The organism is Rhizobium sp. UFLA01-1127, from assembly GCF_059803845.1.
The window spans coordinates 1-22,635 of record NZ_JAUQTZ010000074.1 but is presented as its reverse complement, the minus strand read 5'-3'; the positions used below and the strand labels follow the sequence as shown (position 1 = coordinate 22,635).

General features: G+C 58.6%; 24 protein-coding genes. 12 read left to right on the top strand and 12 right to left on the bottom strand.

Annotation, left to right across the window (positions count from 1 at the left end):
- The first annotated feature begins 4 nt into the window (after positions 1-4).
- Positions 5-1,042 carry a DNA polymerase III subunit delta gene (gene holA / locus Q4Q11_RS18830; protein ID WP_498570462.1) on the top strand — a complete coding sequence of 346 codons (1,038 nt, stop codon included), beginning with the start codon at positions 5-7 and terminating at the stop codon, positions 1,040-1,042.
- An 82-nt stretch (positions 1,043-1,124) separates the two neighbouring features.
- On the opposite strand, the gene Q4Q11_RS18825 is transcribed toward holA, so the two are convergent.
- The 8 genes from Q4Q11_RS18825 to hemE all read right to left on the bottom strand — a co-directional run bounded on the left by Q4Q11_RS18825 (position 1,125) and on the right by hemE (position 10,010).
- On the bottom strand, positions 1,125-2,009 hold the full coding sequence (locus Q4Q11_RS18825) for a ParB/RepB/Spo0J family partition protein (RefSeq protein ID WP_112505138.1): 885 nt from the start codon (positions 2,007-2,009) through the stop codon (positions 1,125-1,127).
- A gap of 34 nt (positions 2,010-2,043) precedes the next feature.
- Positions 2,044-2,841, bottom strand: coding sequence for a ParA family protein (locus Q4Q11_RS18820; protein WP_113213366.1), 798 nt, complete (start codon positions 2,839-2,841; stop codon positions 2,044-2,046).
- A gap of 21 nt (positions 2,842-2,862) precedes the next feature.
- Positions 2,863-3,480: a 16S rRNA (guanine(527)-N(7))-methyltransferase RsmG gene (gene rsmG / locus Q4Q11_RS18815; protein ID WP_113213365.1), complete on the bottom strand. Its 618-nt coding sequence runs from the start codon at positions 3,478-3,480 to the stop codon at positions 2,863-2,865.
- A 26-nt stretch (positions 3,481-3,506) separates the two neighbouring features.
- The gene (gene mnmG / locus Q4Q11_RS18810) at positions 3,507-5,387 is read right to left on the bottom strand and encodes a tRNA uridine-5-carboxymethylaminomethyl(34) synthesis enzyme MnmG (RefSeq protein WP_113213420.1); all 1,881 of its coding nucleotides are present in this window, start codon (positions 5,385-5,387) and stop codon (positions 3,507-3,509) included.
- A gap of 109 nt (positions 5,388-5,496) precedes the next feature.
- Positions 5,497-6,816 (bottom strand): tRNA uridine-5-carboxymethylaminomethyl(34) synthesis GTPase MnmE, encoded by a 1,320-nt coding sequence (gene mnmE, locus Q4Q11_RS18805; protein WP_498570465.1) that lies wholly within the window; start codon positions 6,814-6,816, stop codon positions 5,497-5,499.
- A gap of 150 nt (positions 6,817-6,966) precedes the next feature.
- On the bottom strand, positions 6,967-8,232 hold the full coding sequence (gene rho, locus Q4Q11_RS18800; RefSeq protein WP_004127423.1) for a transcription termination factor Rho: 1,266 nt from the start codon (positions 8,230-8,232) through the stop codon (positions 6,967-6,969).
- A 198-nt stretch (positions 8,233-8,430) separates the two neighbouring features.
- On the bottom strand, positions 8,431-8,976 hold the full coding sequence (gene hemJ / locus Q4Q11_RS18795; RefSeq protein ID WP_498570461.1) for a protoporphyrinogen oxidase HemJ: 546 nt from the start codon (positions 8,974-8,976) through the stop codon (positions 8,431-8,433).
- Entirely contained in the window at positions 8,976-10,010 is a 1,035-nt protein-coding gene (hemE, locus tag Q4Q11_RS18790; protein WP_498570460.1) for a uroporphyrinogen decarboxylase, read from the bottom strand. The genes hemJ and hemE overlap by 1 nt, the downstream gene beginning before the upstream one ends.
- Before the next feature lie 401 nt (positions 10,011-10,411).
- Between hemE and Q4Q11_RS18785 the strand changes: the two genes are divergently transcribed.
- Genes Q4Q11_RS18785 through dnaQ form a run of 5 tightly spaced genes read left to right on the top strand, consistent with a single transcriptional unit; the run spans position 10,412 to position 14,047 of the window.
- A complete protein-coding gene (locus Q4Q11_RS18785; protein ID WP_112505150.1) occupies positions 10,412-11,233 on the top strand; it encodes a pyruvate, water dikinase regulatory protein in 822 nt (273 codons plus the stop codon).
- Between the two features lie 33 nt (positions 11,234-11,266).
- A complete protein-coding gene (locus tag Q4Q11_RS18780) occupies positions 11,267-11,866 on the top strand; it encodes a Maf-like protein (RefSeq protein WP_498570459.1) in 600 nt (199 codons plus the stop codon).
- Positions 11,859-12,719: a shikimate dehydrogenase gene (locus tag Q4Q11_RS18775; RefSeq protein ID WP_113213362.1), complete on the top strand. Its 861-nt coding sequence runs from the start codon at positions 11,859-11,861 to the stop codon at positions 12,717-12,719. The genes Q4Q11_RS18780 and Q4Q11_RS18775 overlap by 8 nt, the downstream gene beginning before the upstream one ends.
- Positions 12,716-13,315 (top strand): dephospho-CoA kinase, encoded by a 600-nt coding sequence (gene coaE, locus Q4Q11_RS18770; RefSeq protein ID WP_498570458.1) that lies wholly within the window; start codon positions 12,716-12,718, stop codon positions 13,313-13,315. The genes Q4Q11_RS18775 and coaE overlap by 4 nt, the downstream gene beginning before the upstream one ends.
- 15 nt (positions 13,316-13,330) lie before the next feature.
- The gene (dnaQ, locus tag Q4Q11_RS18765) at positions 13,331-14,047 is read left to right on the top strand and encodes a DNA polymerase III subunit epsilon (RefSeq protein ID WP_113213360.1); all 717 of its coding nucleotides are present in this window, start codon (positions 13,331-13,333) and stop codon (positions 14,045-14,047) included.
- A 79-nt stretch (positions 14,048-14,126) separates the two neighbouring features.
- Here dnaQ and secB read toward each other — a convergent pair whose 3' ends face one another.
- Entirely contained in the window at positions 14,127-14,609 is a 483-nt protein-coding gene (gene secB, locus Q4Q11_RS18760; RefSeq protein ID WP_113213359.1) for a protein-export chaperone SecB, read from the bottom strand.
- Positions 14,610-14,818: 209 nt separating this feature from the next.
- A complete protein-coding gene (locus Q4Q11_RS18755; protein WP_113223156.1) occupies positions 14,819-15,337 on the bottom strand; it encodes an FxsA family protein in 519 nt (172 codons plus the stop codon).
- 146 nt (positions 15,338-15,483) lie between these two features.
- On the opposite strand from Q4Q11_RS18755, the gene Q4Q11_RS18750 reads away from it, so the two are divergent.
- The 5 genes from Q4Q11_RS18750 to gyrB all read left to right on the top strand — a co-directional run bounded on the left by Q4Q11_RS18750 (position 15,484) and on the right by gyrB (position 20,936).
- A complete protein-coding gene (locus Q4Q11_RS18750; protein WP_112505168.1) occupies positions 15,484-16,185 on the top strand; it encodes a Tim44/TimA family putative adaptor protein in 702 nt (233 codons plus the stop codon).
- Positions 16,182-17,300, top strand: a complete 1,119-nt coding sequence (gene mltA, locus Q4Q11_RS18745; RefSeq protein WP_498570457.1) for a murein transglycosylase A — start codon at positions 16,182-16,184, stop codon at positions 17,298-17,300. The genes Q4Q11_RS18750 and mltA overlap by 4 nt, the downstream gene beginning before the upstream one ends.
- Positions 17,300-17,884, top strand: coding sequence for a Smr/MutS family protein (locus Q4Q11_RS18740; RefSeq protein WP_498570456.1), 585 nt, complete (start codon positions 17,300-17,302; stop codon positions 17,882-17,884). The genes mltA and Q4Q11_RS18740 overlap by 1 nt, the downstream gene beginning before the upstream one ends.
- Entirely contained in the window at positions 17,881-18,246 is a 366-nt protein-coding gene (locus Q4Q11_RS18735; protein WP_015338176.1) for a helix-turn-helix domain-containing protein, read from the top strand. Before Q4Q11_RS18740 ends, Q4Q11_RS18735 begins: the two co-directional genes overlap by 4 nt.
- Positions 18,247-18,506: 260 nt before the next feature.
- Positions 18,507-20,936: a DNA topoisomerase (ATP-hydrolyzing) subunit B gene (gene gyrB, locus Q4Q11_RS18730; protein WP_113223159.1), complete on the top strand. Its 2,430-nt coding sequence runs from the start codon at positions 18,507-18,509 to the stop codon at positions 20,934-20,936.
- A 65-nt stretch (positions 20,937-21,001) separates the two neighbouring features.
- Here the strand turns inward: gyrB and Q4Q11_RS18725 are convergent, their stop codons facing one another.
- A complete protein-coding gene (locus tag Q4Q11_RS18725; RefSeq protein ID WP_112505178.1) occupies positions 21,002-21,601 on the bottom strand; it encodes a nitroreductase family protein in 600 nt (199 codons plus the stop codon).
- Between the two features lie 81 nt (positions 21,602-21,682).
- Positions 21,683-21,973 (bottom strand): DUF2218 domain-containing protein, encoded by a 291-nt coding sequence (locus Q4Q11_RS18720; RefSeq protein WP_112505180.1) that lies wholly within the window; start codon positions 21,971-21,973, stop codon positions 21,683-21,685.
- A 160-nt stretch (positions 21,974-22,133) separates the two neighbouring features.
- Between Q4Q11_RS18720 and Q4Q11_RS18715 the strand changes: the two genes are divergently transcribed.
- Positions 22,134-22,635 (top strand): glutathione S-transferase family protein (locus Q4Q11_RS18715; protein ID WP_498570455.1); only part of this gene is annotated, 502 nt, incomplete at its 3' end.

The window sequence follows — 22,635 nt, the reverse complement described above, 5'->3', positions numbered from 1 at the left end:
CAGCATGGCGGAAATCAAGTCCCACGAATTCGACGGATTCCTCCAAAATGCCGCGCGGAACTACCGGATCTTCGTGATCTACGGCCCGGATCGCGGCCTGGTTTCCGAGCGTGCCGCTCAGATAGCCGGCCGGACGGGCGTTGATCTGAACGATGCCTTTTCCCTTATCAAGCTCGATGTCGGCGACCTGCAGAATGATGCCGGCCGCCTGCTCGATGAAGTCAATTCCATCGGTCTGTTCGGCGGAGAAAAGCTCGTCTGGATTCGCGGCGTCGCAAACGAAAAGGCGCTAGTCGATTCGCTGCAGGTCATCGCTGACGACCCTCCAAATGCCAGCTTTGTCATTATCGAGGCCGGGGACCTCAAAAAGGGTTCAGGCCTGCGCAAAGTAGCAGAGCCGGCGCGCGCCGTCGCCGTCATTCCCTGCTATGCCGACGACGCAAGGGCTCTTAACGGGCTGATAGATACTGAGCTGGCAAATGAAGGGCTGCGCATTGCCCCGACAGCCCGTCAAGCATTGCTCGAGCTTTTGGGCGGCGACCGCATCGCCTCCCGCAACGAAGTACGAAAGCTGGCGCTTTATTGCCGAGGCCAAGGCACGATCGAGGAAAACCACGTCATCGAGATCATCGGCGATGCCAGCGCCATCTCCGCGGATGACGCCGTGGACGCCATCCTGAAGGGCGATTCGGAAGCCTTCCTTCATGCCATGCAGAAGATCGCCTCTTCCAAGACCCCGATGTTTCTCGTCCTCCAGGGCTGCCTCAGGCAGTTTCAAATGCTCGATACGATGCGGGCGGAAATGGACGAGAAGCGGATCGCTCCGACACAAGTCATGCAGACGCTCGGGCGCCATCTGCATTTCAGGCGCAAGCCGATCATAGAGCAGGCCCTCAAAACCTGGTCAGCCCCCGCGATCGCCCGCGAGATGAACAGGCTGCAATCCGCCATTCTCCAGACCCGCCAGCGTGCGAGCCTCGAAGATACGATCGCAACGCAAACCCTTCTCTCGACTACATTGCAGTCAGCCCGCAAAGGCTGATGTTTCACGGGAAGCGGCGACCACACGCCGCCTTTGGAGCCTGGTTTCAGCTCAAACCTTTGTTTTTACTAGGATATAAAGCTCAGCGACGTTCCAGAAGCCGGCAGATCTCCTCAAGCTGCTCCAACGTCTTGTAGCTGATCTTCACCTGGCCGCCATTGCCTCGGTGATTGATGGAAACATCCAATCCAAGCGTGTCGGACAGCGTGCGCTCCAGCGCGAGCGTGTCGGAATCCTTCTCGTCCCTGCGTGCTCCGGCAGGGCGGGGATCGTTCTGCGCTTTGATGTCGTTCTGTGCCAGTCGTTCGGCATCGCGAACGGACATGCCCTTTGACACGACGGTACGCGCCAGCGCCGTCGGATCGGACGTCGAAACCAGAGCGCGGGCATGGCCAGCGGAAAGCGAGCCGGCTGCAAGCATATCGCGCACCGGATCGGGAAGTTTCAGCAGCCGCAGGGAGTTGGCAACGTGGCTGCGGCTCTTTCCGATGATCTCACCGAGATCGTTTTGCGTATAGCCGTGCTCGGCGATCAGCTGTTCGTAGCCCAGAGCCTCTTCCAACGGATTGAGGTCGGCACGCTGGACGTTTTCAACGATGGCGATTTCGAGCGCGGTCTTGTCGTCGACATCGCGAACGATGACCGGAATTTCGATCAGACCGGCAAGCTGCGCCGCACGCCAACGCCTTTCGCCGGCGATGATTTCATAACGATCGGTGGAAACGGTGCGGACTACGACCGGCTGAACGATGCCATGCTGGCGAATGGAGCTGGCAAGATCATGCAGCTCGGTTTCATCGAAATAGCGGCGAGGATTGCGCGGGTTGCGGCTGATGAACTCGATCGGCACGAGCCGATCGGGGTTGACCGCCGGCCTTCCGGCATCCACGGGCGTCGGCTGATCCATCTCTCCGATGAGAGCAGCCAATCCGCGCCCGAGACGCCGCTTCGAAAGATCATCATTCATCGCCGATACTCACTCTGGAACAAATACTATGTCATCAGGCCGCAGCTTTTCGCTGGCGCTCTCTCTGGATCACTTCGGAGGCCAGCTGAAGATAGGCCTGGCTTCCTGCACATTTGAGGTCATAAAGAATGGCCGGCTTCCCATAGGACGGCGCCTCGGACACGCGCACGTTGCGCGGAATCAACGTATGGTAGACCTTTTCACCCAGATGCGTACGCACGTCGCTAACGACCTGCTGCGCCAGATTGTTGCGGGAATCGAACATGGTCAGGACGATCCCCTGAATATCGAGGGATGGATTGACCGTACGCCGGACCTGATCCACCGTCTCCAGCAATTGACTGAGACCCTCTAGGGCGAAAAATTCACATTGTAACGGCACCAAAACGGAATGCGCCGCCGCCATGGCATTCATGGTCAGGAGATTGAAAGAGGGCGGGCAATCCACCAGAATATAGGAGAAGGCAAGGGCATCTGACGCATTCAGCGCGCGGCGCAGCTTGAAGACACGATCCGGCTGCTGCGCGATTTCCATTTCGACACCGAGCAAGTCCATCGTCGACGGCACGATGAAGAGATTCGGCACAGCCGTTTCCTGCACCGTGTCCATGATCGTATGACTGCCCACCAGCAAATCGTAGGACGATAATTTGCGGTCCCGCCGCTCAATACCGAGACCCGTGCTGGCATTGCCCTGCGGATCGAGATCGACAATCAGGACGCGCTCACCGATGGCGGCGAGAGCCGTCGCCAGGTTGATCGCGGTCGTTGTTTTGCCGACGCCGCCCTTTTGATTTGCGATGGTAATAATCCGGTTTCGCTCGCCGATCATCTGCCGCACATCCAAATATGGTTAAATCAGGCGTCGAAGGCGACTTAGCTCCAGGATGACGGAATCTCGCTCGACGACACTCTGATGTTTTACCAGATCGAATTCCCAACGACCACGGGCTTTCTGCAGCTCGCGTTCGTAATCCCGGCCTTTATGCAGCAAAAGACGCAGATTTTCATTGCGCTCGATCCAGGGAGCTGCGTAGTCCAGAAGCAGTTCCAATTCGGCAAGCGCCCGCGCTGAAATCACATCGCAGTTCTGAATGACCGCAGGCGCTTCTTCGATGCGAATCGCATGCACCGCGCCGCGGGCTTCGCATTCCCGCAGACAGACGCGCAGAAAAGCAGCCTTCTTTTGATTGCTTTCGACCAGATCGACGTGGCCGGCGCCTTTTTCCGCCAATAATATAGCCGTTATCACACCTGGAAAACCACCGCCGCTTCCAAGATCGATCCAGTGATCCGTCGAAGGATGGAGTTGGAAAATCTGGGCGCTATCCGCGATGTGGCGGCTCCAAAGGTCGTCCATTGTCGAAGGCGCGACAAGATTGATGGTCTTCGCCCACTTCTGGAAGAGCAGGGCAAAATGATGCAGCCGCTCCAGTGTTTCACGTGAAACACGCACACCGTTCAATTGCATATGACGGACTCTCTAACCTTGTAGTATCAGGAAACTAGCTTTTGCTCGCCAGCAGCGCTCAGCTTTCTCAGATGAGCCAACAAGAGGGAAATCGCCGCCGGCGTCATCCCATCGATGCGCGACGCTTGAGCAATATTCTTTGGGCGCGCTTTCGCCAGCTTCTGCTTCAGCTCATTCGACAATCCCGAAAGACCGGAGAAATCGAAATCCGCTGGAATTGCCCGTTCTTCTTCCTTGCGGACTTGAACGATATCAGCTGTCTGCCGATCCATATAAACGGCATAAGCCGCCTCGATTTCAATCGCCTCGGCCACGGCCCGCTCGATCGATCGCAGCTCCGGCCAGAGCCGCGACAGTGCTTCGACAGATTGACCGGGATGAGAGAGGAGCTCATAGGCAGAACGCCGCTGACCATCCTTGTTCAAATGCATCCCAACCTTTTCGGCCTCATTCGGCGTCACCGTGAGGCCTTTCAGCTGCGTACGGACATGATCGAGCATGCTTATATAGCGTTCAAAACGCGCGCCGCGGCTGGAGCCTACACATCCAATTGCAAGGCCGAGCGGCGTCAGGCGGACATCTGCATTGTCCGCTCGGAGCGACAGACGATACTCTGCGCGCGAGGTAAACATGCGGTAAGGCTCCGCCACCCCGCGCGAAGTCAAATCATCGATCATCACACCAATGTAAGATTCTGTGCGGCTGAATTCGATGGCCTTACCACCCGCCGCCAGACGCGCTGCATTCAGCCCGGCAACAAGACCTTGGGCGCCGGCCTCTTCATATCCAGTCGTACCATTGATCTGACCCGCCAGGAAAAGACCGGGAATCCTCTCCACTTCCAAGGAGAGCTTCAGTTCTCGCGGATCAACGTGGTCGTACTCGATGGCATAAGCATGCTGGAGAATGCGGACTCGTTCCAGCCCCGGAATGGTCCTAATGAAATCCTCCTGAACCTCCTCGGGGAGAGAGGTCGATATGCCATTCGGATAGACGGTAGTGTCGTCCAAGCCCTCCGGCTCAAGAAAGATCTGGTGGCCGTCGCGCTCGCCGAATTTGACGATCTTGTCCTCGATCGACGGACAATAGCGTGGTCCGACACCTTCGATCTGCCCGGAATACATGGCCGAGCGCTTTAGATTATCGGCAATGATCCTATGTGTTTCCGGCGTCGTCCGAGTGACGCCGCATTCAATCTGCGGATTCACAATGCAGTTGGTCATGAAAGAGAAGGGGGTCGGATCTTCGTCCGCCCCTTGCCGTCCGACCGAATTCCAGTCGATAGTGGTGCCGTCGAGGCGGGCAGGGGTTCCGGTCTTCAACCTCCCCAGAGCCAGGCCGTGCCGAAGCAGCGTATTTGACAGACCGATTGAGGGTTCCTCGCCCACCCGGCCGGCCGGGATCTTCTTGTCACCGATATGAATAAGGCCGCGAAGAAAGGTTCCGGTCGTAAGAACGACCGCAGCGCAGCGAAGGACTCGCCCATCCTTCAGGATCACCGCAGACACACGGCCATGCTCGAAAGCGAGATCGAAAGCATCGCCCTCTATGACATCGAGATTGTCAATCGCGCTGATCTCCGCCTGCATGGCCAGACGATACAGCTTGCGATCCGCCTGGGTGCGCGGACCGCGGACCGCGGGGCCTTTCTTGCGATTAAGCATACGGAACTGAATGCCGGCAGCATCCGCAACGCGTCCCATCAAACCATCGAGAGCGTCAATCTCTCGAACCAGATGGCCCTTGCCAAGGCCGCCTATCGCCGGATTGCAGGACATCACGCCGATCGTGTCGCGCTTATGCGTCACCAGCGCAGTGCGCGTGCCCAGCCGAGCCGCCGCTGCTGCCGCTTCGCTGCCCGCATGGCCACCACCTACTACGATCACATCATACGCATTATCGAGCATCATCAAGTCCTCGGTCGTGCCGTGTGTTTGGCATACCAATTTCAAGAGTCAAGAAGGTTTCACGTGAAACGTCGGCTGGAGATGTGTTCAGCGCCGTGTTTCACGTGAATCATTTGCCTATGCAGAATTCCGAGAAGATCACGTCCAGCAGATCTTCTACGTCGACACGGCCGGTAATCCGCCCAAGGCTTGTCGCCGCCTGCCTGAGATATTCTGCTCTGATATCCAGGCCGCGGTCTTCCGAATCAAGTGCTGCCTCGACAGCCCTGAGGCTCTCGTTCAGCAAAGTACGATGACGCAAACGGCTTGGCAAAGCCAATGACAGCGCGCCGGAGCGCACCCGCAAATCTTCGCGAAGAAGTTCGTGCAAATCTGCCAATCCGAAGCCGGTGGTCGACGATATCAGCACATCATAGCCGTCATGAACTCCAGGATGGATATCGGATTTCGTCCCGACGGCCAGAACTCTGCCGGCAAAGTCAGGAAAGTTCCGCTGCGCTTCTTCGCCAATTTCCGCGAGAGACAAGACAAGATCAGCATCGGCTACCGTCCGCAACGCTCGGCGAATGCCTTCACGCTCGACAATTTCTTCAGTTTCCCGCAAACCGGCCGTATCGTAGAGCTTGACGGCATATCCCTCAATATTCAGATCGACGTGCAGAACGTCACGGGTCGTACCGGCTATATCGGTGACGATCGCCACTTCGCGCCTTGCCAGCGCATTCATGAGGCTGGATTTTCCCGCGTTCGGAGCGCCGGCAATCACGACCTTCAAACCATCGCGAATGATCTCGCCGAGATCGGCCCCTGCAAGATGATCGGAGAGTTCCAACTGCAGCCGTCTCATATCGATCCATACCATATCCGAGACCGAGCCGGGGACATCGTCCTCATCGGCAAAGTCCAGCTCCGCTTCGATTAAGGCGCGCGCCCGCGTCAAGCGGTCGGCCCAACCATTATAGAGATCGGATAGCCCACCGGCAGCATGCTCCAGCGCGAGCCGTCGCTGCATCTCGGTTTCGGCGCTGATGAGATCTGCGAGGCCTTCCACCTCCACCAGATCCATCTTTCCGTTCTCAAGGGCGCGCCGTGAGAACTCGCCGTGCTCCGCGAGACGGCACCGCTCAAATGTGGAAAGCTCGCCGAGAAGCGCATTTACCACTGCTTTGCCGCCATGAACATGGATTTCCACGCAATCCTCGCCCGTAAAGGAGGCCGGCCCGGAAAAGATCAGAACGAGACCGCGATCGACCACTAAATCGTTACGAGTCCGAATCGTTTTCAGAGCAGCTTGTCGAGGAGGCGGCAATGTCCCCACGAGAGATTCAGCGATAGAGAAACTCAGATCTCCGCTGAGGCGGATAACAGCAACTCCAGCGGGTAAACTCCCACTGGAAAGTGCGTAGATTGTCTCATTTGCCGCTAGCATCAAACTGATCCGTATCCGAATCGATTGTCGAAATACCGATGATTTCGACATCCGTCCGTCAAAAACAAAATCGGGCCGCGTCTTGCGGCCCGATCGTAACATTATATGAGCGTCGCCCGAACCGGCGGCGAGATCAAATCCCGTGGCAGATCAGGTGTTCATCGAGTCGAAGAAATCCGGATTGTTCTTCGTCTGCTTGAGCTTGTCGATGAGGAATTCGATCGCGTCAGTCGTACCCATCGGCGCAAGGATGCGACGCAGAACGAAGATCTTCTGCAGATCCTGGCGCGGCACCAGCAAGTCTTCCTTACGCGTACCGGACTTGAGGATATCCATCGCCGGGAAGATGCGCTTGTCGGCAACCTTGCGGTCGAGCACGATTTCTGAGTTACCTGTGCCTTTGAATTCTTCGAAGATAACTTCATCCATACGGCTGCCGGTATCGATCAGCGCCGTCGCGATGATCGTCAGCGAGCCGCCTTCTTCAATGTTGCGGGCGGCACCGAAGAAGCGCTTCGGGCGCTGCAGCGCATTGGCGTCGACACCGCCGGTCAGAACCTTGCCGGAAGAGGGAACGACCGTATTGTAGGCGCGACCGAGGCGCGTGATGGAATCGAGCAGGATGACGACGTCACGGCCATGCTCGACGAGACGCTTGGCCTTCTCGATGACCATTTCGGCGACCTGGACGTGACGCACAGCCGGCTCGTCGAAGGTCGAGGAAATGACTTCACCGCGCACGGAGCGCTGCATGTCCGTCACTTCTTCCGGACGCTCGTCGATCAGAAGCACGATCAGATAGCAGTCCGGATGATTGGCGGTGATGGAATGGGCGATATTCTGAAGGAGAACGGTCTTACCGGTGCGGGGCGGAGCAACGATCAAGCCGCGCTGGCCTTTGCCGAGCGGCGCCACGAGGTCGATTACGCGCGGCGAAAGGTCCTTCGAAGTGGGAACGTCGAGTTCCATGCGGAAACGCTCGTTCGGGTAGAGCGGCGTCAGGTTGTCGAAGTGGACCTTGTGACGGATCTTTTCAGGATCGTCGAAATTGATGGTGTTGACTTTCAGCAGCGCGAAATAGCGCTCGCCTTCCTTCGGCCCGCGGATCGGCCCCTCGACGGTGTCACCCGTCTTCAACGAGAAGCGGCGGATCTGGGAGGGGGAGATATAGATATCGTCCGGACCGGGAAGATAGTTCGCATTAGCGGAGCGAAGGAAACCAAAGCCGTCCTGCAGGACCTCGACGACGCCCTCGCCAATGATCTCTACGTCCTGGCTCGCCAGCACCTTCAGAATTGCAAACATCAATTCCTGTTTGCGCATCGTGCTGGCGTTTTCCACCTCGAGCGATTCGGCAAAGGCCAGGAGATCGGTCGGGGATTTATTTTTCAGTTCCTGAAGCTTCATTTCAGCCATGAAGGGAATTACTCATTTTAAGGAGGGGAAAGGCAATGTTGCTCGTATTCAGAACCGCGATAGGGGCGCTCGCGGGCGACAGAATGGAATACATGCCACGAAGAGAAGATGGCGGGAAAATAGCGACTCACTTTCCGAACCGCAAGGGGGGCAGGCAAAATGAAGGAAATTTAACGCCGCCCCCAATCCGGTCCCACTTTAGGCAAATGGCTTTACGACCACGAGAATGACTATCGCGATCATCAAAAGCGTCGGCGCTTCGTTCATGACACGCCAGTACCGGGCGGAATGCCTGTTTTCGTCGCGGGCAAAGGCGCGCACCGAAGCGCTGAAATGGCCGTGAACGCCCGAGAGAATCAACACAAGACCGATCTTGGCGTGCAGCCATCCGCCATGAAAATCATAGACCGACCAGGCGAGATAAAGCCCGAAAATCCAGGTGAGAATCATCGCCGGGTTGATGATGTAGCGCAGCAGCCGCTGCTCCATCACCTTGAAAGTTTCGGATTGCTGCGAACCCGGCGCGGCATCGGTGTGATAGACAAAAAGCCGCGGCAGATAGAACATGCCGGCCATCCACGAGATGACGGCGATGATATGCAGCGCCTTGATCCAGAGATAGAGATCGGCCGGATGCCAGGCGAAGAGACCGATCGCCATGACGGAAAATATTAGGATCATGAAATAAGCTCTCCGTCCGGCCCTTTGGCCCGGAGCGGAATCCGTCCGCTTTTCCACCGTCATCAGTTCCTCCATCCCCGCACGCGTTCGACAAGCCTGGCGACATTGGCCGGGTCCGCCTGCGGCGTAATGCCGTGCCCGAGATTGAAGATCAGCGGGCCGTGCCCGAGCTGCTGCAAGATCTCATCGATCCCATCCTCCAAAGCCTTGCCGCCCGCGACAACGCGCATGGGATCGAGATTTCCCTGCACCGGGCCGTCCTTCTGCAGTTCCCGCGCAAAAGCCAGCGGCACCGACCAGTCGAGACCGATCGCATCGGCGCCCGTCTTCTGCCGATAGGTCTTCAGCAGATAGCCCGCGCCCTTGGCAAAAGCGATGATCCGAGCCTGCGGCCTCCGCGACTTGATCGAAGCAATAATTTTGGCAACCGGCTTGACGGCAAAAGCCTCGAATTCCTTCTCCCCAAGCACGCCGGCCCAGGAATCGAAAATCTGCACGGCATCAGCGCCTGCATCGATCTGCGCCACAAGGTAGTCGGCCGAAATCTCCGCAAGCAGCATCAGCAGATGTTCGAACGCCTGCGGATACCGATAGGCAAACAGCCGGGCAGGCGCCTGATCCGGAGTGCCATGTCCGGCGATCATGTAGGTCGCAACGGTCCAAGGGGCGCCACAGAAGCCGAGGAGCGTGGTCTCCGTGGGCAAGTCCCGCCGCAGCCGCCGCACCGTCTCCATGACCGGCTCCAGATAGGCCATGACCCCTTCCGGTTTCAAAGCCAGGATGCCGGTCTCGTCTATCGGGTCCATCTCCGGCCCATGGCCTTCGGTAAAGCGGACGTTGCGTTTCAGCGCATCGGGTATCACCAGGATATCGGAAAACAGGATGGCAGCGTCGAAGCCATAACGGCGGATCGGCTGCAGCGTCACCTCTGTGGCATGCTCTGGCGTGTAGCAGAGATCGAGGAAGCTTCCTGCCTTCGCACGCGTTTCTCGATACTCGGGCAGATAGCGGCCAGCCTGCCTCATCAGCCAGAGCGGGGGAGGGGTGAGCGTTTCTCCGCTCAAGACCCGCATGATCTTCCGGCGTTCTTCGGTCACAGACGTCGTCCTATATAAAACCAAACATATATTGAAAGGTTTCTATTTCTTAGAGTCGGTGACTAGCAAGGATTAAAGTTCATCCCTTGCTCGTCCAATTTGTCGCGCCTTGCACCGAAATTGGCAGAGATTTCGAAGTCGCAGGCCGATATGTGGAAAATGAAAGTGATTTTTCAATCTTTTGAAGAGGTTGAAGGGAAATTTCGTTTTTCTCTTGCTGGGGACAAGCCGGGGATGAACGAGGCGCTGCCGAGCTTATCCACATTGCCCACAGCCGCCGTGATAGCCCTCTCTCGAAAATTCCAAATGTGGAAAACTCGGCCGTTTTCCACTTGCCCAGGATGCCCCCCTTCCCGTACCTCTCTTTTCTCCCGAGATATCAACAGGTGACGGAAAGTAGCGTGGAAAACCGAACGAGCTTCTTTCATCTGCATCTGATTTCTGACTCAACGGGCGAGACTCTCATATCCGCCGGTCGCGCCGCTTCCGTGCAATTCCATGCCAGCCAGCCGATCGAGCACGTCTATCCGCTGATCAGGAACCGCAAACAGCTTCTGCAGGTTCTGGAGGCGATCGATCAAAGTCCCGGGATCGTCCTCTATACGATCGTCGATCGTGAGCTTGCCGATTTCATCGCCGAGCGTTGCGGAGAGCTGGGTGTGCCGAGCGTCAATGTCCTGGAACCGGTCATGAACGTCTTCCAGACCTATCTCGGCACTGCGTCCCGCCGCCGCGTCGGCGCGCAGCATGTGATGAATGCGGATTATTTTGCCCGCATCGAGGCGTTGAACTTCACCATGGATCACGACGACGGCCAGATGCCCGATGATTACGACGCCGCCGATGTCGTCATCATCGGCATCAGCCGCACCTCGAAAACACCGACGAGCATCTATCTGGCGAATCGCGGCATCAAGACGGCGAATATCCCGATCGTGCACGGCGTGCCGCTGCCGGAGAGCCTGATCAAGGCAACCAAGCCCCTGATCGTCGGGCTGGTTGCGACGACCGACCGGATCTCGCAGGTTCGCGAAAATCGCATTCTCGGCGCGACGCCCGGCTTTGACCGCGGCGGCTACACCGATCGCGCCGCGATCTCCGAGGAGCTGAAATATGCCCGTTCCCTCTGCGCGCGGCACAATTGGCCGATCATCGATGTCACGCGCCGGTCGATCGAAGAGACCGCCGCCGCCATTGTTGCCCTGCGCCCGAAGCTGCGCTAAGCGCTCCAAATGATTATCTCGGAGGCAGCCGTCATGACCTCGCCCCTTATCCTCGCATCATCAAGCCCATTCCGGCGTATGCTGATGGAAAATGCCGGATTGCATTTTCAAGCCGTCGCCGCCGACATCGACGAACGCGCGATCGAGGCGCCGCTGGAACGGGATGGTGCCGGCCCGGATGCGGTCGCGATCGTGCTGGCAAAGGCGAAAGCAAAGGATGTGAGTGATCGTTTCCCGGACTCGATCGTCATCGGCTCGGACCAGACCATGTCGCTCGGCACCCAGGTCTTTCACAAGCCGAAGACGATGGCGGATGCCGAAAATCATCTGATGACCCTCTCGGACAAGACTCATCGATTGAACAGCGCAATCGCGCTGGCCCGCAATGGCGACATTATCTGGGAGCACGTGTCCCACGCTCATCTCACGATGCGTAAGCTGCCCGCCGATTTCATTCACCGGCATCTGAGCCGGGTCGGCGAAAAGGCCTTATCCAGTGTCGGCGCCTATCAGCTCGAGGGCGAGGGTATCCAGCTTTTCTCGAAAATCGACGGCGACTATTTCACGATCGTCGGATTGCCAATGCTGCCGCTTCTCGAAAAACTGCGCGAACTGGGGACGATCGATGGATGATTCACGTGAAACACGGAGCGTAAACGCTTTCGTAACGGGTTATCCGGTCAGGCATTCGCGCTCGCCGCTGATCCATGGCTATTGGTTGAAGCAGCTCCATCTTGCGGGCAGCTATAGCGCGCATGAAGTCTCCGCTAAGGATTTCGCGGCTTTCATCTCGTCGCTGAAAGACGGTTCCAGCGGCTTCGTCGGCGGCAATGTGACTATCCCCCACAAGGAAGCGGCCTTCAAACTCGCCGATCGGCCGGACGAGCTTTCCGAAGAACTGGGCGCTTCCAACACCCTGTGGCTTCAAGATGGATTGCTGCATGCGACGAATACCGATGGCCGCGGCTTTACGGCGAACCTCGATGAGCGCCATCCGGGTTGGGACGCCGGCGATCGCGCCATCATCCTCGGCGCGGGCGGCGCCAGCCGGGCCGTGATACAGGCCGTGCGCGATCGCGGCTTCACGGAAATTCACGTCGTCAACCGCACCGTCGGGCGTGCGCAGGAACTGGCGGATCGCTTCGGTCCACGCGTTCATGCCCATCCGATGGCGGCACTCGGCGAGGTCATGCGTGGGGCTGGCCTGTTCGTCAACACCACCTCGCTCGGCATGGACGGTGAAGCTGCTCCCCGCATCGATTTCTCGCCTCTTGCAGAAGGGGCTGCTGTCACCGACATTGTATATGTGCCGTTGAAAACGCCGCTTCTGGCTCAAGCCGAGGAACAGGGCTTCGCCATTGTCGACGGTCTCGGCATGTTGCTGCATCAGGCCGTGCCAGGCTTCGAAAAATGGTTCGGAAAACGTCCGGCGGTCGATGAAAACCTGAGGGCTTTGATCATCGCCGACATGGAAAAGCATTCATGATCAGGATCGGGCTGACGGGATCGATCGGCATGGGAAAGTCGACCTCGGCGAAACTCTTCGCCGAAGCTGGAATTCCGGTGAACGATTCCGATGCGGTCGTCCATGATCTTTATAGCGGTGAAGCCGTCCCTCTGGTCGAGGGTGCCTTCCCCGGCACGACCAGCGACGGCAAGGTCGACCGGCAGGAACTGAGCCGCAGACTTGCCGGCGACCCCTCCGGTTTCAAGCGTCTCGAGGCAATCGTCCATCCGCTCGTGCGCGAGCGGGAACGCCGGTTCGTGGAGCGTCAAACCGAGGCTGGTGCCGATATGATCGTGCTGGATATCCCACTGCTGTTTGAAACCGGCGCCGACACGAGGGTGGACAAAATTGCCGTCGTCAGCTGTGATCCACAGATTCAACGGGAGAGGGTGCTTGCCCGGCCGGGCATGACGGAGGAAAAATTCAATATGATTCTCTCTCGGCAAACACCGGATGCTGAAAAGCGCGCGCGCGCCGATTACGTCATTGACACCGGCGGAAGCATCGATGCCGCCCGCCATCAGGTGCAGGAGATCATCGCGGATCTTCGGCGGAAGCAGCAGATCAGGAAATAGGGAATCGGAGCCTGCATGCGCGAAATCATTTTCGATACGGAAACCACCGGCCTCGACAATAGGGCAGACCGCATCATCGAAATCGGTGGCATCGAGCTTTTCAATCATTTCCCGACTGGCAAGACGCTGCATCTCTTCATCAATCCCGGCGATCGCAAGGTTCATCCGGATGCGCTTGCCGTGCACGGCATCTCCGATGATTTCCTGAAGGATAAGCCGCTATTCGAAACCCTTGCGGACCAGATCCTCGACTTTTTCGGGGATGCCAGATGGATCGCCCACAACGCCACCTTCGATATGGGTTTCGTCAACGCCGAATTCGCCAGGCTCGGCCGGCCGCCGATCCTGCCCGATATGGTGATCGATACTTTGGCCATGGCTCGCCGCAAGCATCCCATGGGTCCGAACTCTCTGGATGCCCTCTGCCGGCGCTACGGCATCGACAATTCGCACCGCACGAAACACGGCGCGCTGCTCGACTCCGAACTATTGGCCGAAGTCTATATCGAGATGATCGGCGGCCGGCAGACCGCGCTCGGCCTCGGCACCAGCAACGGTTCGTCGGCACGTTCGCGCCGGAGCAACGATGCAGAGGAGGTTGTTGCCGATGTCTTTGCCCGGCCCAATCCGCTGCCGAGCCGTTTGAGCGAAGAAGAGCTTTCGGCTCATGCCGCACTCGTGGCCAAGCTGGGCACGAAAGGCATCTGGTCCAAATATAGCGCTTCCGAGTAACAGGGCTTCCAAAGCACCAAAAGAAAATGCCCGGATTGTGATCCGGGCATTTCCGTTTCCAGCATGCAGAAATTCAGGCTCAGTTCGGAACGGCCGAAACCTGGGCGCGGGCCTGCTCTTCAGCCATGCGCTGCGTGAACATCTGCGCGAAATCGATCGGATCGATCATCAGCGGCGGGAAGCCGCCATTACGGGTGACGTCGGCGATGATCTGGCGCGCGAAGGGGAACAGCAGTCGCGGGCACTCGATGAAGAGCAGCGGCAGCATGTGTTCCTGCGGGAAGCCGGTCACGCGGAAGACGCCGCCATAAACCAGCTCGGTGTGGAAGAGAACGCGCTCGCCATCCTTGGCTTCGGCATTCAGCGTCAGCACGACGTCGAAATCCGATTCCGACAGCGGGTTGGCGTTGACGTTCACATTGATATTGATGTCCGGAGCATTTTCCCGGGCCTGAAGCGAGCGCGGAGCACCCGGATTTTCAAAGGAAAGATCCTTGGTGTACTGAGCAAGGATGCTGAGGCTCGGGCTGGCTGAACCGTTGCCGTTGGTCTCGTTGGCCATGGGGGTGTCCTCTCACGTCTCAATGGGGTGTCGCCATCTAGCATTTAGAACAGGGGCTTACAACCCTTATGGCTCCGGCGCTTCCGGGGCCGTTCTTCTGGAGTATGACGCCAAAACCGTGCTCGGCTTTCGGACGGCATCATGCTCTATTTCTTTGATTCCAGAGCGGATTCAGATTTTAGGTCGAGTAGGCCTAAAATCGTCCGGCTCTAGTCCTCCAGCCGCTTTTGATCGGACCATGGCGACTTTCGGTTCGGTTCGCGGCGGAAATCGCCTTCATCCAGATCGACGACAGTTCCAGGGTTGTGAGGCCGAGGCTGCGGGCCGGCGCCCGGACCCTGTCCGCGGCGGAAAGCACGCGAGTTGCCGACGACGACGATGCGCTTGCGCAGGATCTTCCAGGCGAGATCGCGCACCGCCGGGATGAAAAGCAGAAGGCCGATGATGTCGGAGATGAAGCCGGGCAGCATCAGGAAGAAGGCGGCGACGACGATCATGGCGCCGTGCACCATCTCACGGCCGGGATCGCCGCCGTTGCGGCTTTCGGCCGATATGCGCTGGAGAATACCGATACCCTGAATTCTCAAAAGAGCGGCACCGAGGACCACACTGAGGATGACGAGCCCCAATGTCGCCCAGACGCCGATCATCTTTCCGACGATAATGAATCCGGCGATCTCAGCCAGAGGCATCAGAAAAACGAAGATAGGAAGAAAAGATGGGCGCATGTTACGGTGGTCCTGAAAGCGGGTTTCTTTGCTTAAACGTTGGTTTCCTACGTATAGCAAAGAAACTGGTCCGCTATTTGAATGATAGATCGATGCGGACTATATGGGGATTGATCTTCTAATTTTAACGGTGGTTCCGATACGAGATGGGTGCAAACGACTTTGTGACGATCTTTTTCCTGGTGGCGGCGGTGCTGATTTTCTTTCAGTTGCGCAGCGTCCTTGGCCGCCGCACGGGGAATGAGAAGCCGCCGCGCGATCTCTACGGTTCTGCAGATCCGGTCAATGGCCCGACGCCACCGGACGCCGGCAAAGTGGTGACCTTGCCTCGCCGCGACGGCACCGAGGAGGAAGACCGTTTCGCCGCCATCGACGCCTTTACCCCGGCCGGCACGCCGCTCAATGATTCGCTGCGCGAGGTGAATAAGGCAGACCCGTCCTTCAACCCGAAGGAATTCGTCAACGGCGCCCGCATGGCCTATGAGATGATCGTCATGGCCTTTGCGGATGGCGACCGCAAATCGCTGAAAGGGCTGCTATCGCGCGAGGTCTATGACGGTTTCGACGCTGCCATCGCCGACCGCGAAGCCAAGGGCGAGAAAATTAAATCGACGTTCATCGGCATCGACAAGGCCGATATCGTCATTGCCGAGGTGAAGGGAACGGAAGCCCTCATCACCATGCGCATCGTCAGCCAGATGATTTCCGCCACCTATGATAAGGCCGGTACGCTGATAGACGGAGATGCCGAGACCGTGGCCGAAATCAGCGATCTCTGGACCTTCGCCCGCGACACGCGTTCGCGCGATCCGAACTGGAAACTCGTGGCGACCGAATCGGAACAATGACGAGCCCATCGCAGGAATTCAGGCTGGAACCGGCAACCTTCGCGGATCTGAAGGGCTGGGAGGAGGACGATCCTTCCAGCCTTTTTCGCGCGATGAGGGACTGCCGAAACCATATCCGCACCATGAAGCCCTACCGCACGGGCGCTGTCGGGCTGACCGCTGACGATCTGTTGACGCTTCTCGACGCCGCAGAGGTAAGATGGCCGCAAGACGCCGCCGAAGCCCGCGCTTTCTTCGAGGAGCACTGCCAGCCTTTCTTCATTCGTCGCGACGGTGGCGCGACTGGCTTCGTGACTGCCTTCTATGAGCCGGAAATCGAAGTTTCGGCTGCGCCGGACGAAACCCACCGTTATCCCTTCTATCGCAGGCCGGACGATCTGATCGATCTCGACGATAGGAACCGGCCCGCCGAGCTCGAGCCATCCTATATGTTCGGCAGGCTTCAGGACGGTGACATTTCCGCCTATCCCGACCGCGGCGAAATCGACCGCGGCTATCTCGAAGGCAGGGGTCTGGAAATCGCCTGGGCAAAATCCAAGGTCGATGTCTTCTTCGTGCATGTGCAGGGTGCTGCGCGCTTGCGTTATCCTGATGGGCGTCTCGGCCGTATCACCTATGCCGCCAAGGCCGGTCATCCCTTCTCGGCGGTCGGGCGCCTGCTTATCGAGCGCGGCCTGCTGGATCGCGCGACCATCTCCATGCAGACGATCCGTGACTGGCTCTATGCGCATCCCGAGCAGGTCGATGAAGTTCTTTGGCACAATCGGTCCTATATTTTCTTCCGCGAGGCCGATGTCGGCGATGCTGCGCTGGGTCCGATCGCGGCGGCGAAAGTACCGCTGGTGCCAGGCCGTTCCCTTGCGGTCGATCGGCTCATCCACACCTTCGGCTTTCCCTTTTTCATCCGCTCTGAAAGTCTGACGCATCTTAATGCCGGCAAGCCTTTCGCGCGGCTGATGCTGGCCCTCGATACGGGCTCTGCGATCGTCGGACCGGCGCGTGGCGACATCTTTACCGGCTCCGGCTACGATGCCGGAGAGCTTGCCGGCACCGTGCGCAATGACGCCGATTTTTATATATTCATTCCAAAGGCGGCGGCGCAGAGGTTCGGCTGATGGCCCCGGAACGGCAGAACAAGGATCGAAAGCTCAGTACGGAAGACCGCATCCTCTGGGGTAAGGTCGCCAAGAGCACACGCCCCATGCCGGGCCGAACGGCTGATATCGAAGATTTTGAGGCGGCGCTGCAGGCCGAAGTCGAGAGCGAAGAAAATAGCCGCGCAGCAAAGGCAAAGCCGGCGCCCGTTCCCGCGGAAGCGCAGGAAACGCCAGCGCCCGTAAAGCAGCCCGCAGGGCGCCACCATCCGCTGGAACGTCCCGTCAAGCGCAAGATCGCCAAGGGCCATCTGGCGCTCGAAGCCCGGATCGACCTCCACGGCCTCATCCAGAGCGAGGCGCATTCTATGCTTCTGGATTTCCTGCTGCGTGCCCATGGCCGCGGCCTTCGCCATGTGCTCGTCATAACAGGCAAGGGCAGCTCCATGGGCAGCGAAGGCGCGCTGAAGCGCGCCGTGCCGCTCTGGTTTTCCAAGCCCGAATTCCGCTTCCTGATCTCCTCCTACGAAACGGCGGCGCAACATCACGGCGGCGAGGGTGCGCTCTATATTCGTCTGTCGCGCCTGAAGGGGGAGAAGCCTTGACCCCCTTCGGCGAAGCAGTGCGGAAATTGAGGCTGCGCAAGGGCGTCTCGCAAAAGCAGATGGCGGCTGCCCTCAATGTGACTCCGGCTTATTTATCCGCTTTGGAACACGGAAAGCGCGGTCTGCCGACCTTCGATCTCCTGCAGCGCATCGCAGGCTATTTCAACATCATCTGGGACGAGGCCGAGGAATTGTTCCTGCTGGCCCGTTTTTCCGATCCGCGCGTCGTCGTCGATACATCCGGGCTTGCGCCCGAATATACGGCCTTTGTCAACCACTTGGCGGGCAAGATCCGCAGCCTTGACGCGGCGACGATCCGCGAACTGTCGAAGGTTCTGGAAAATGCCGGAAAAACCGGCTGAAAAGCGCCTTAATCCCCTGTTTTATACCTGATTTTGGGGCCTTCCATTTGGAACTTCAGGATGAAACATCCTATATTCAGACCAGGAAAAACCGCTGATTCGTTAGAGTCGGATGATTTCAGGTCGTTTCGACCTGAAATCTGAGTCTGCTCTAAACTCAAAGAAGTAGAGCATGATGTCGTCCGAAACCGATTACACTTTTCGGCATCATGCTCGAGCAATCGGCGAGATTCTCTAAACACTGGAAAGACTTCAATAAAATGACCGATATAACCGATAACGGCGGCAATGCCGAATATGGCGCAGATAGCATCAAGGTCCTGAAAGGCCTCGATGCGGTGCGCAAGCGCCCGGGCATGTATATCGGTGACACGGATGACGGCTCGGGCCTGCACCACATGGTCTATGAGGTTGTCGACAACGCGATTGACGAAGCCCTGGCCGGCCACGCCGATATCGTGACGGTCACGCTCAACCCCGATGGCTCCGTCACGGTCACGGACAATGGCCGCGGCATCCCGACGGATATTCACAGCGGCGAAGGTGTTTCGGCGGCTGAGGTTATCATGACCCAGCTTCATGCCGGCGGTAAGTTCGACCAGAATTCCTACAAGGTTTCCGGTGGCCTGCACGGCGTTGGCGTCTCGGTCGTCAATGCACTTTCCGTCTGGCTGAAGCTGAAGATTCGCCGCCAGGGCAAAATCCATGAAATGAGCTTTACCCATGGCGTGGCGGATGCACCGCTGAAGGAAACGGGTGATGCGGGCGACGAAACCGGCACCGAAGTCAGCTTCATGCCGAGCGCCGAAACCTTCACCATGACGGAATTCGACTACGGAACGCTCGAGCACCGCCTGCGCGAACTCGCCTTCCTGAATTCCGGCGTCCGCATCCTTTTGACCGACAAGCGTCATTCCGACGTAAAGCAGGAAGAGTTGCTTTACGACGGCGGCCTGGAGGCCTTCGTCGCCTATCTCGACCGCGCCAAGAAGCCGCTCGTCCAGAAGCCGGTGTCGATCCGCAGCGAGAAGGACGGCATCACCGTCGAAGTGGCGATGTGGTGGAACGACAGTTACCACGAAAACGTGCTCTGCTTCACCAACAACATCCCGCAGCGCGATGGCGGCACGCATATGGCCGGCTTCCGCGCTGCTCTCACGCGCCAGATCACCTCTTATGCGGACAGCTCGGGCATTACCAAGAAGGAAAAGGTGACGCTGACGGGCGACGACTGCCGTGAAGGCCTGACGGCCGTGCTGTCGGTCAAGGTTCCCGATCCGAAATTCTCTTCGCAGACCAAGGACAAGCTGGTTTCCTCCGAAGTTCGCCCCGTCGTCGAAAGCCTGGTCAACGAAGCCCTCAGCACCTGGCTCGAGGAACATCCGTCCGAAGCCAAGGTTCTGGTCGGCAAGGTGGTCGAAGCCGCAGCCGCCCGCGAAGCCGCCCGTAAGGCGCGCGAACTGACGCGCCGCAAGGGCGCGCTTGATATCGCTTCGCTGCCAGGCAAGCTTGCCGATTGCTCCGAACGCGATCCGGCCAAGTCGGAAGTCTTCCTTGTCGAGGGCGATTCAGCCGGCGGTTCGGCCAAGCAGGGCCGTTCACGCGAAAATCAGGCCATCCTGCCGCTGCGCGGCAAGATCCTCAACGTCGAGCGCGCCCGATTCGACAAGATGCTGTCGAGCCAGGAAATCGGCACGCTGATCACCGCGCTCGGCACCGGCATCGGCAAAGACGAATTCAACGCCGAAAAGCTGCGCTACCACAAGATCATCATCATGACGGACGCAGACGTCGACGGCGCGCATATCCGCACGCTGCTTTTGACCTTCTTCTTCCGGCAGATGCCCGATCTTATCGAGCGCGGCCATCTCTATATCGCCCAGCCGCCGCTTTATAAGGTGACGCGCGGCAAGTCGGTGCAATATGTCAAGGACGAGAAGGCGCTGGAAGAATATCTGATCGGGCAGGGAACCGATGAGACGAGCCTGCGCCTCGGCAACGGTGAGGTTCGTACCGGCCAGGATCTGCGCGAGGCGATCTACGACGCGCTGCGCCTGCGCACGCTGATCGACAATCTGCACTCCCGCTACAACCGCTCCGTCGTCGAGCAGGCGGCGATCGCCGGCGCTCTCAATGCCGAAATGGTCAGCGATCCCAGCCGCGCGGAAGGGCTCGTCAACGACGTTGCCAAGCGGCTTGACCTTATTGCAGAGGAAACAGAGCGCGGCTGGACGGGCGCCTTGACGGGCGAGGGCGGCCTGCGCTTCGAACGCACCGTGCGCGGCGTCAAGGAAGTCGTCTTCCTCGACATGGCGCTCATCGGCTCGCAGGATGCCCGCCTTATCGACCAGCTCGGCTCACGGCTGAAGGAAGTCTATGTCACGCCGCCGAAGCTCGTTCGCCGCGATGGCGAAACCGAGATTTCCGGACCTCGCAAGCTGCTGGATACCATCTTCGCCGGTGGCCGCAAGGGTCTGACGCTTCAGCGTTATAAAGGTCTCGGCGAGATGAATGCCGAACAGCTCTGGGAAACGACGCTCGACCCGAACGTCCGCTCGCTGCTGCAGGTAAAGGTCACGGATGCGACCGATGCCGACGGCTTGTTTGCCCGGCTTATGGGCGACGAAGTCGAGCCCCGACGCGAGTTCATTCAGGACAACGCCCTGAACGTCGCCAATCTCGACATCTGACCGCTTGTTTCAGACACAAAAAAAGCCCGCCAGGAACATAAGGCGAGCTTTTCCTTTTTTATCAATTACTTGGCGATGAAGGTGCCGTTGAAGGCCAGTTCCGAAAGCGGCTTGCGCTGGCTCGGCACTTCGCGCTCGCGCAGCTTTTCCGGAAGCTGGTTCTTGTCGCCGATCTTGCCGATCGCGACGGCAGCCTCGACGCGGAAGCCATCGGGAATGCCCAAAACCTCATAGGATTTCTCGACATGGAAACCGGTCATGCCGTGGGCTTCGTAGCCGGCTAGGTGTGCCTGGATCGCCAGGAACCCCCAGGCGGTGCCGGCATCGAAGGAATGGCTGTAGCTGGGCTTCTGTTCGGCGGAGCCAACCTCGCCGCTATGGGTGCGGGAAATGACGAAAAGCAGCGCGGCAGCGGATTTCACCCAGCCCTGATTGAACTCCACCAGCACGCTCAAGAACCGGTCCCAATGTTCCGAGCCGCGCAGAGCGTAGAGGAAGCGCCACGGCTGAAGGTTAGAAGCGGAAGGCGCCCAATGCGCCGCTTCCAGAATGGTCAGCAAATCCTGTTCAGGCATAGTCTCGTTGGAATAGGCGCGCGGTGACCAGCGGTCGAGAAAGAGCTTGTCGATCGGATATTGGGATTCGCGGCTGTTGCTTGATGTCATGGGGCTTCTTTCCTTGGAGAGGGGTCGGCCGTGAGCCGGTGGAAACCGACTGTCGGCTGGTTATGAATAGAGGATGGGAGCTTAGGTTCTGGCCGCCCAACTCACGTCGAGCTCCTCGCGAAAGGCGAAGCGCTTGAGATGGTCGGCGACGACGGTCTGCATGCGCTCGAGGTCTTCGGGCTTCTCGACCGTCAGCGTCATGGTAAGGGTGCCGGGCTCGGCCGCCAGATCGACGAAGTTTTCCGGGCTGAAGGGTACCTTGCCGGCGGCGGCATCGAATTCCACGCTGAAGCGATGGCTCCAATGCTTGCACAGCTGCTGGAGATAACGGCTGGCATGGTCGGTTTTGACTTTGGAAACGGATGTCGCCATGGGATTTCTCCAATAAACCTGATCGCAAAACGCATTATTTCATACATAGAGCCATCAGCATTCGCCAGGTAGACAGTCTGTTTCAAGTTTGCGTTATTCCAGTGAAATTCTGTTCCGCTATGCTGTCCTCGCAAAGGAACGCGCGAGTGGAGACAGAGCCTTGCTGGTAAACGGGAAGTGGACAGAAGATTGGCAGCCGGTCCAGGCCAAGGATGAGAAGGGCGGTTTCGTTCGTCAGGTTTCAAGCTTCCGCAACTGGGTAACGCCGGACGGCCGGCCGGGGCCGACGGGAAAGGGCGGTTTCGCGGCCGAAGCCGGCCGCTATCATCTCTACGTTGCCTTGATCTGCCCCTGGGCATCTCGCACACTGATCGGCCGCAAGCTGAAGGGGCTGGAAGACGCCATTTCCGTTTCCATCGTCGAACCCGTTCTTTCCGAGCAGGGCTGGCGGTTTGGTGATTATCCCGGTGCCACGAACGATCCCGTAAACGGCGCTACCTACATGCACGAGATCTATACGAAGGCCGATCCGGCCTTCACCGGCCGCGCCACGGTTCCGGTGCTCTGGGACAAGCGGACCGGCACGATCGTCAACAATGAATCCTCCGATATCCTGCGCATGCTGAATGACGGTTTCGGCGGTCTTGCCCGCAACGACATCG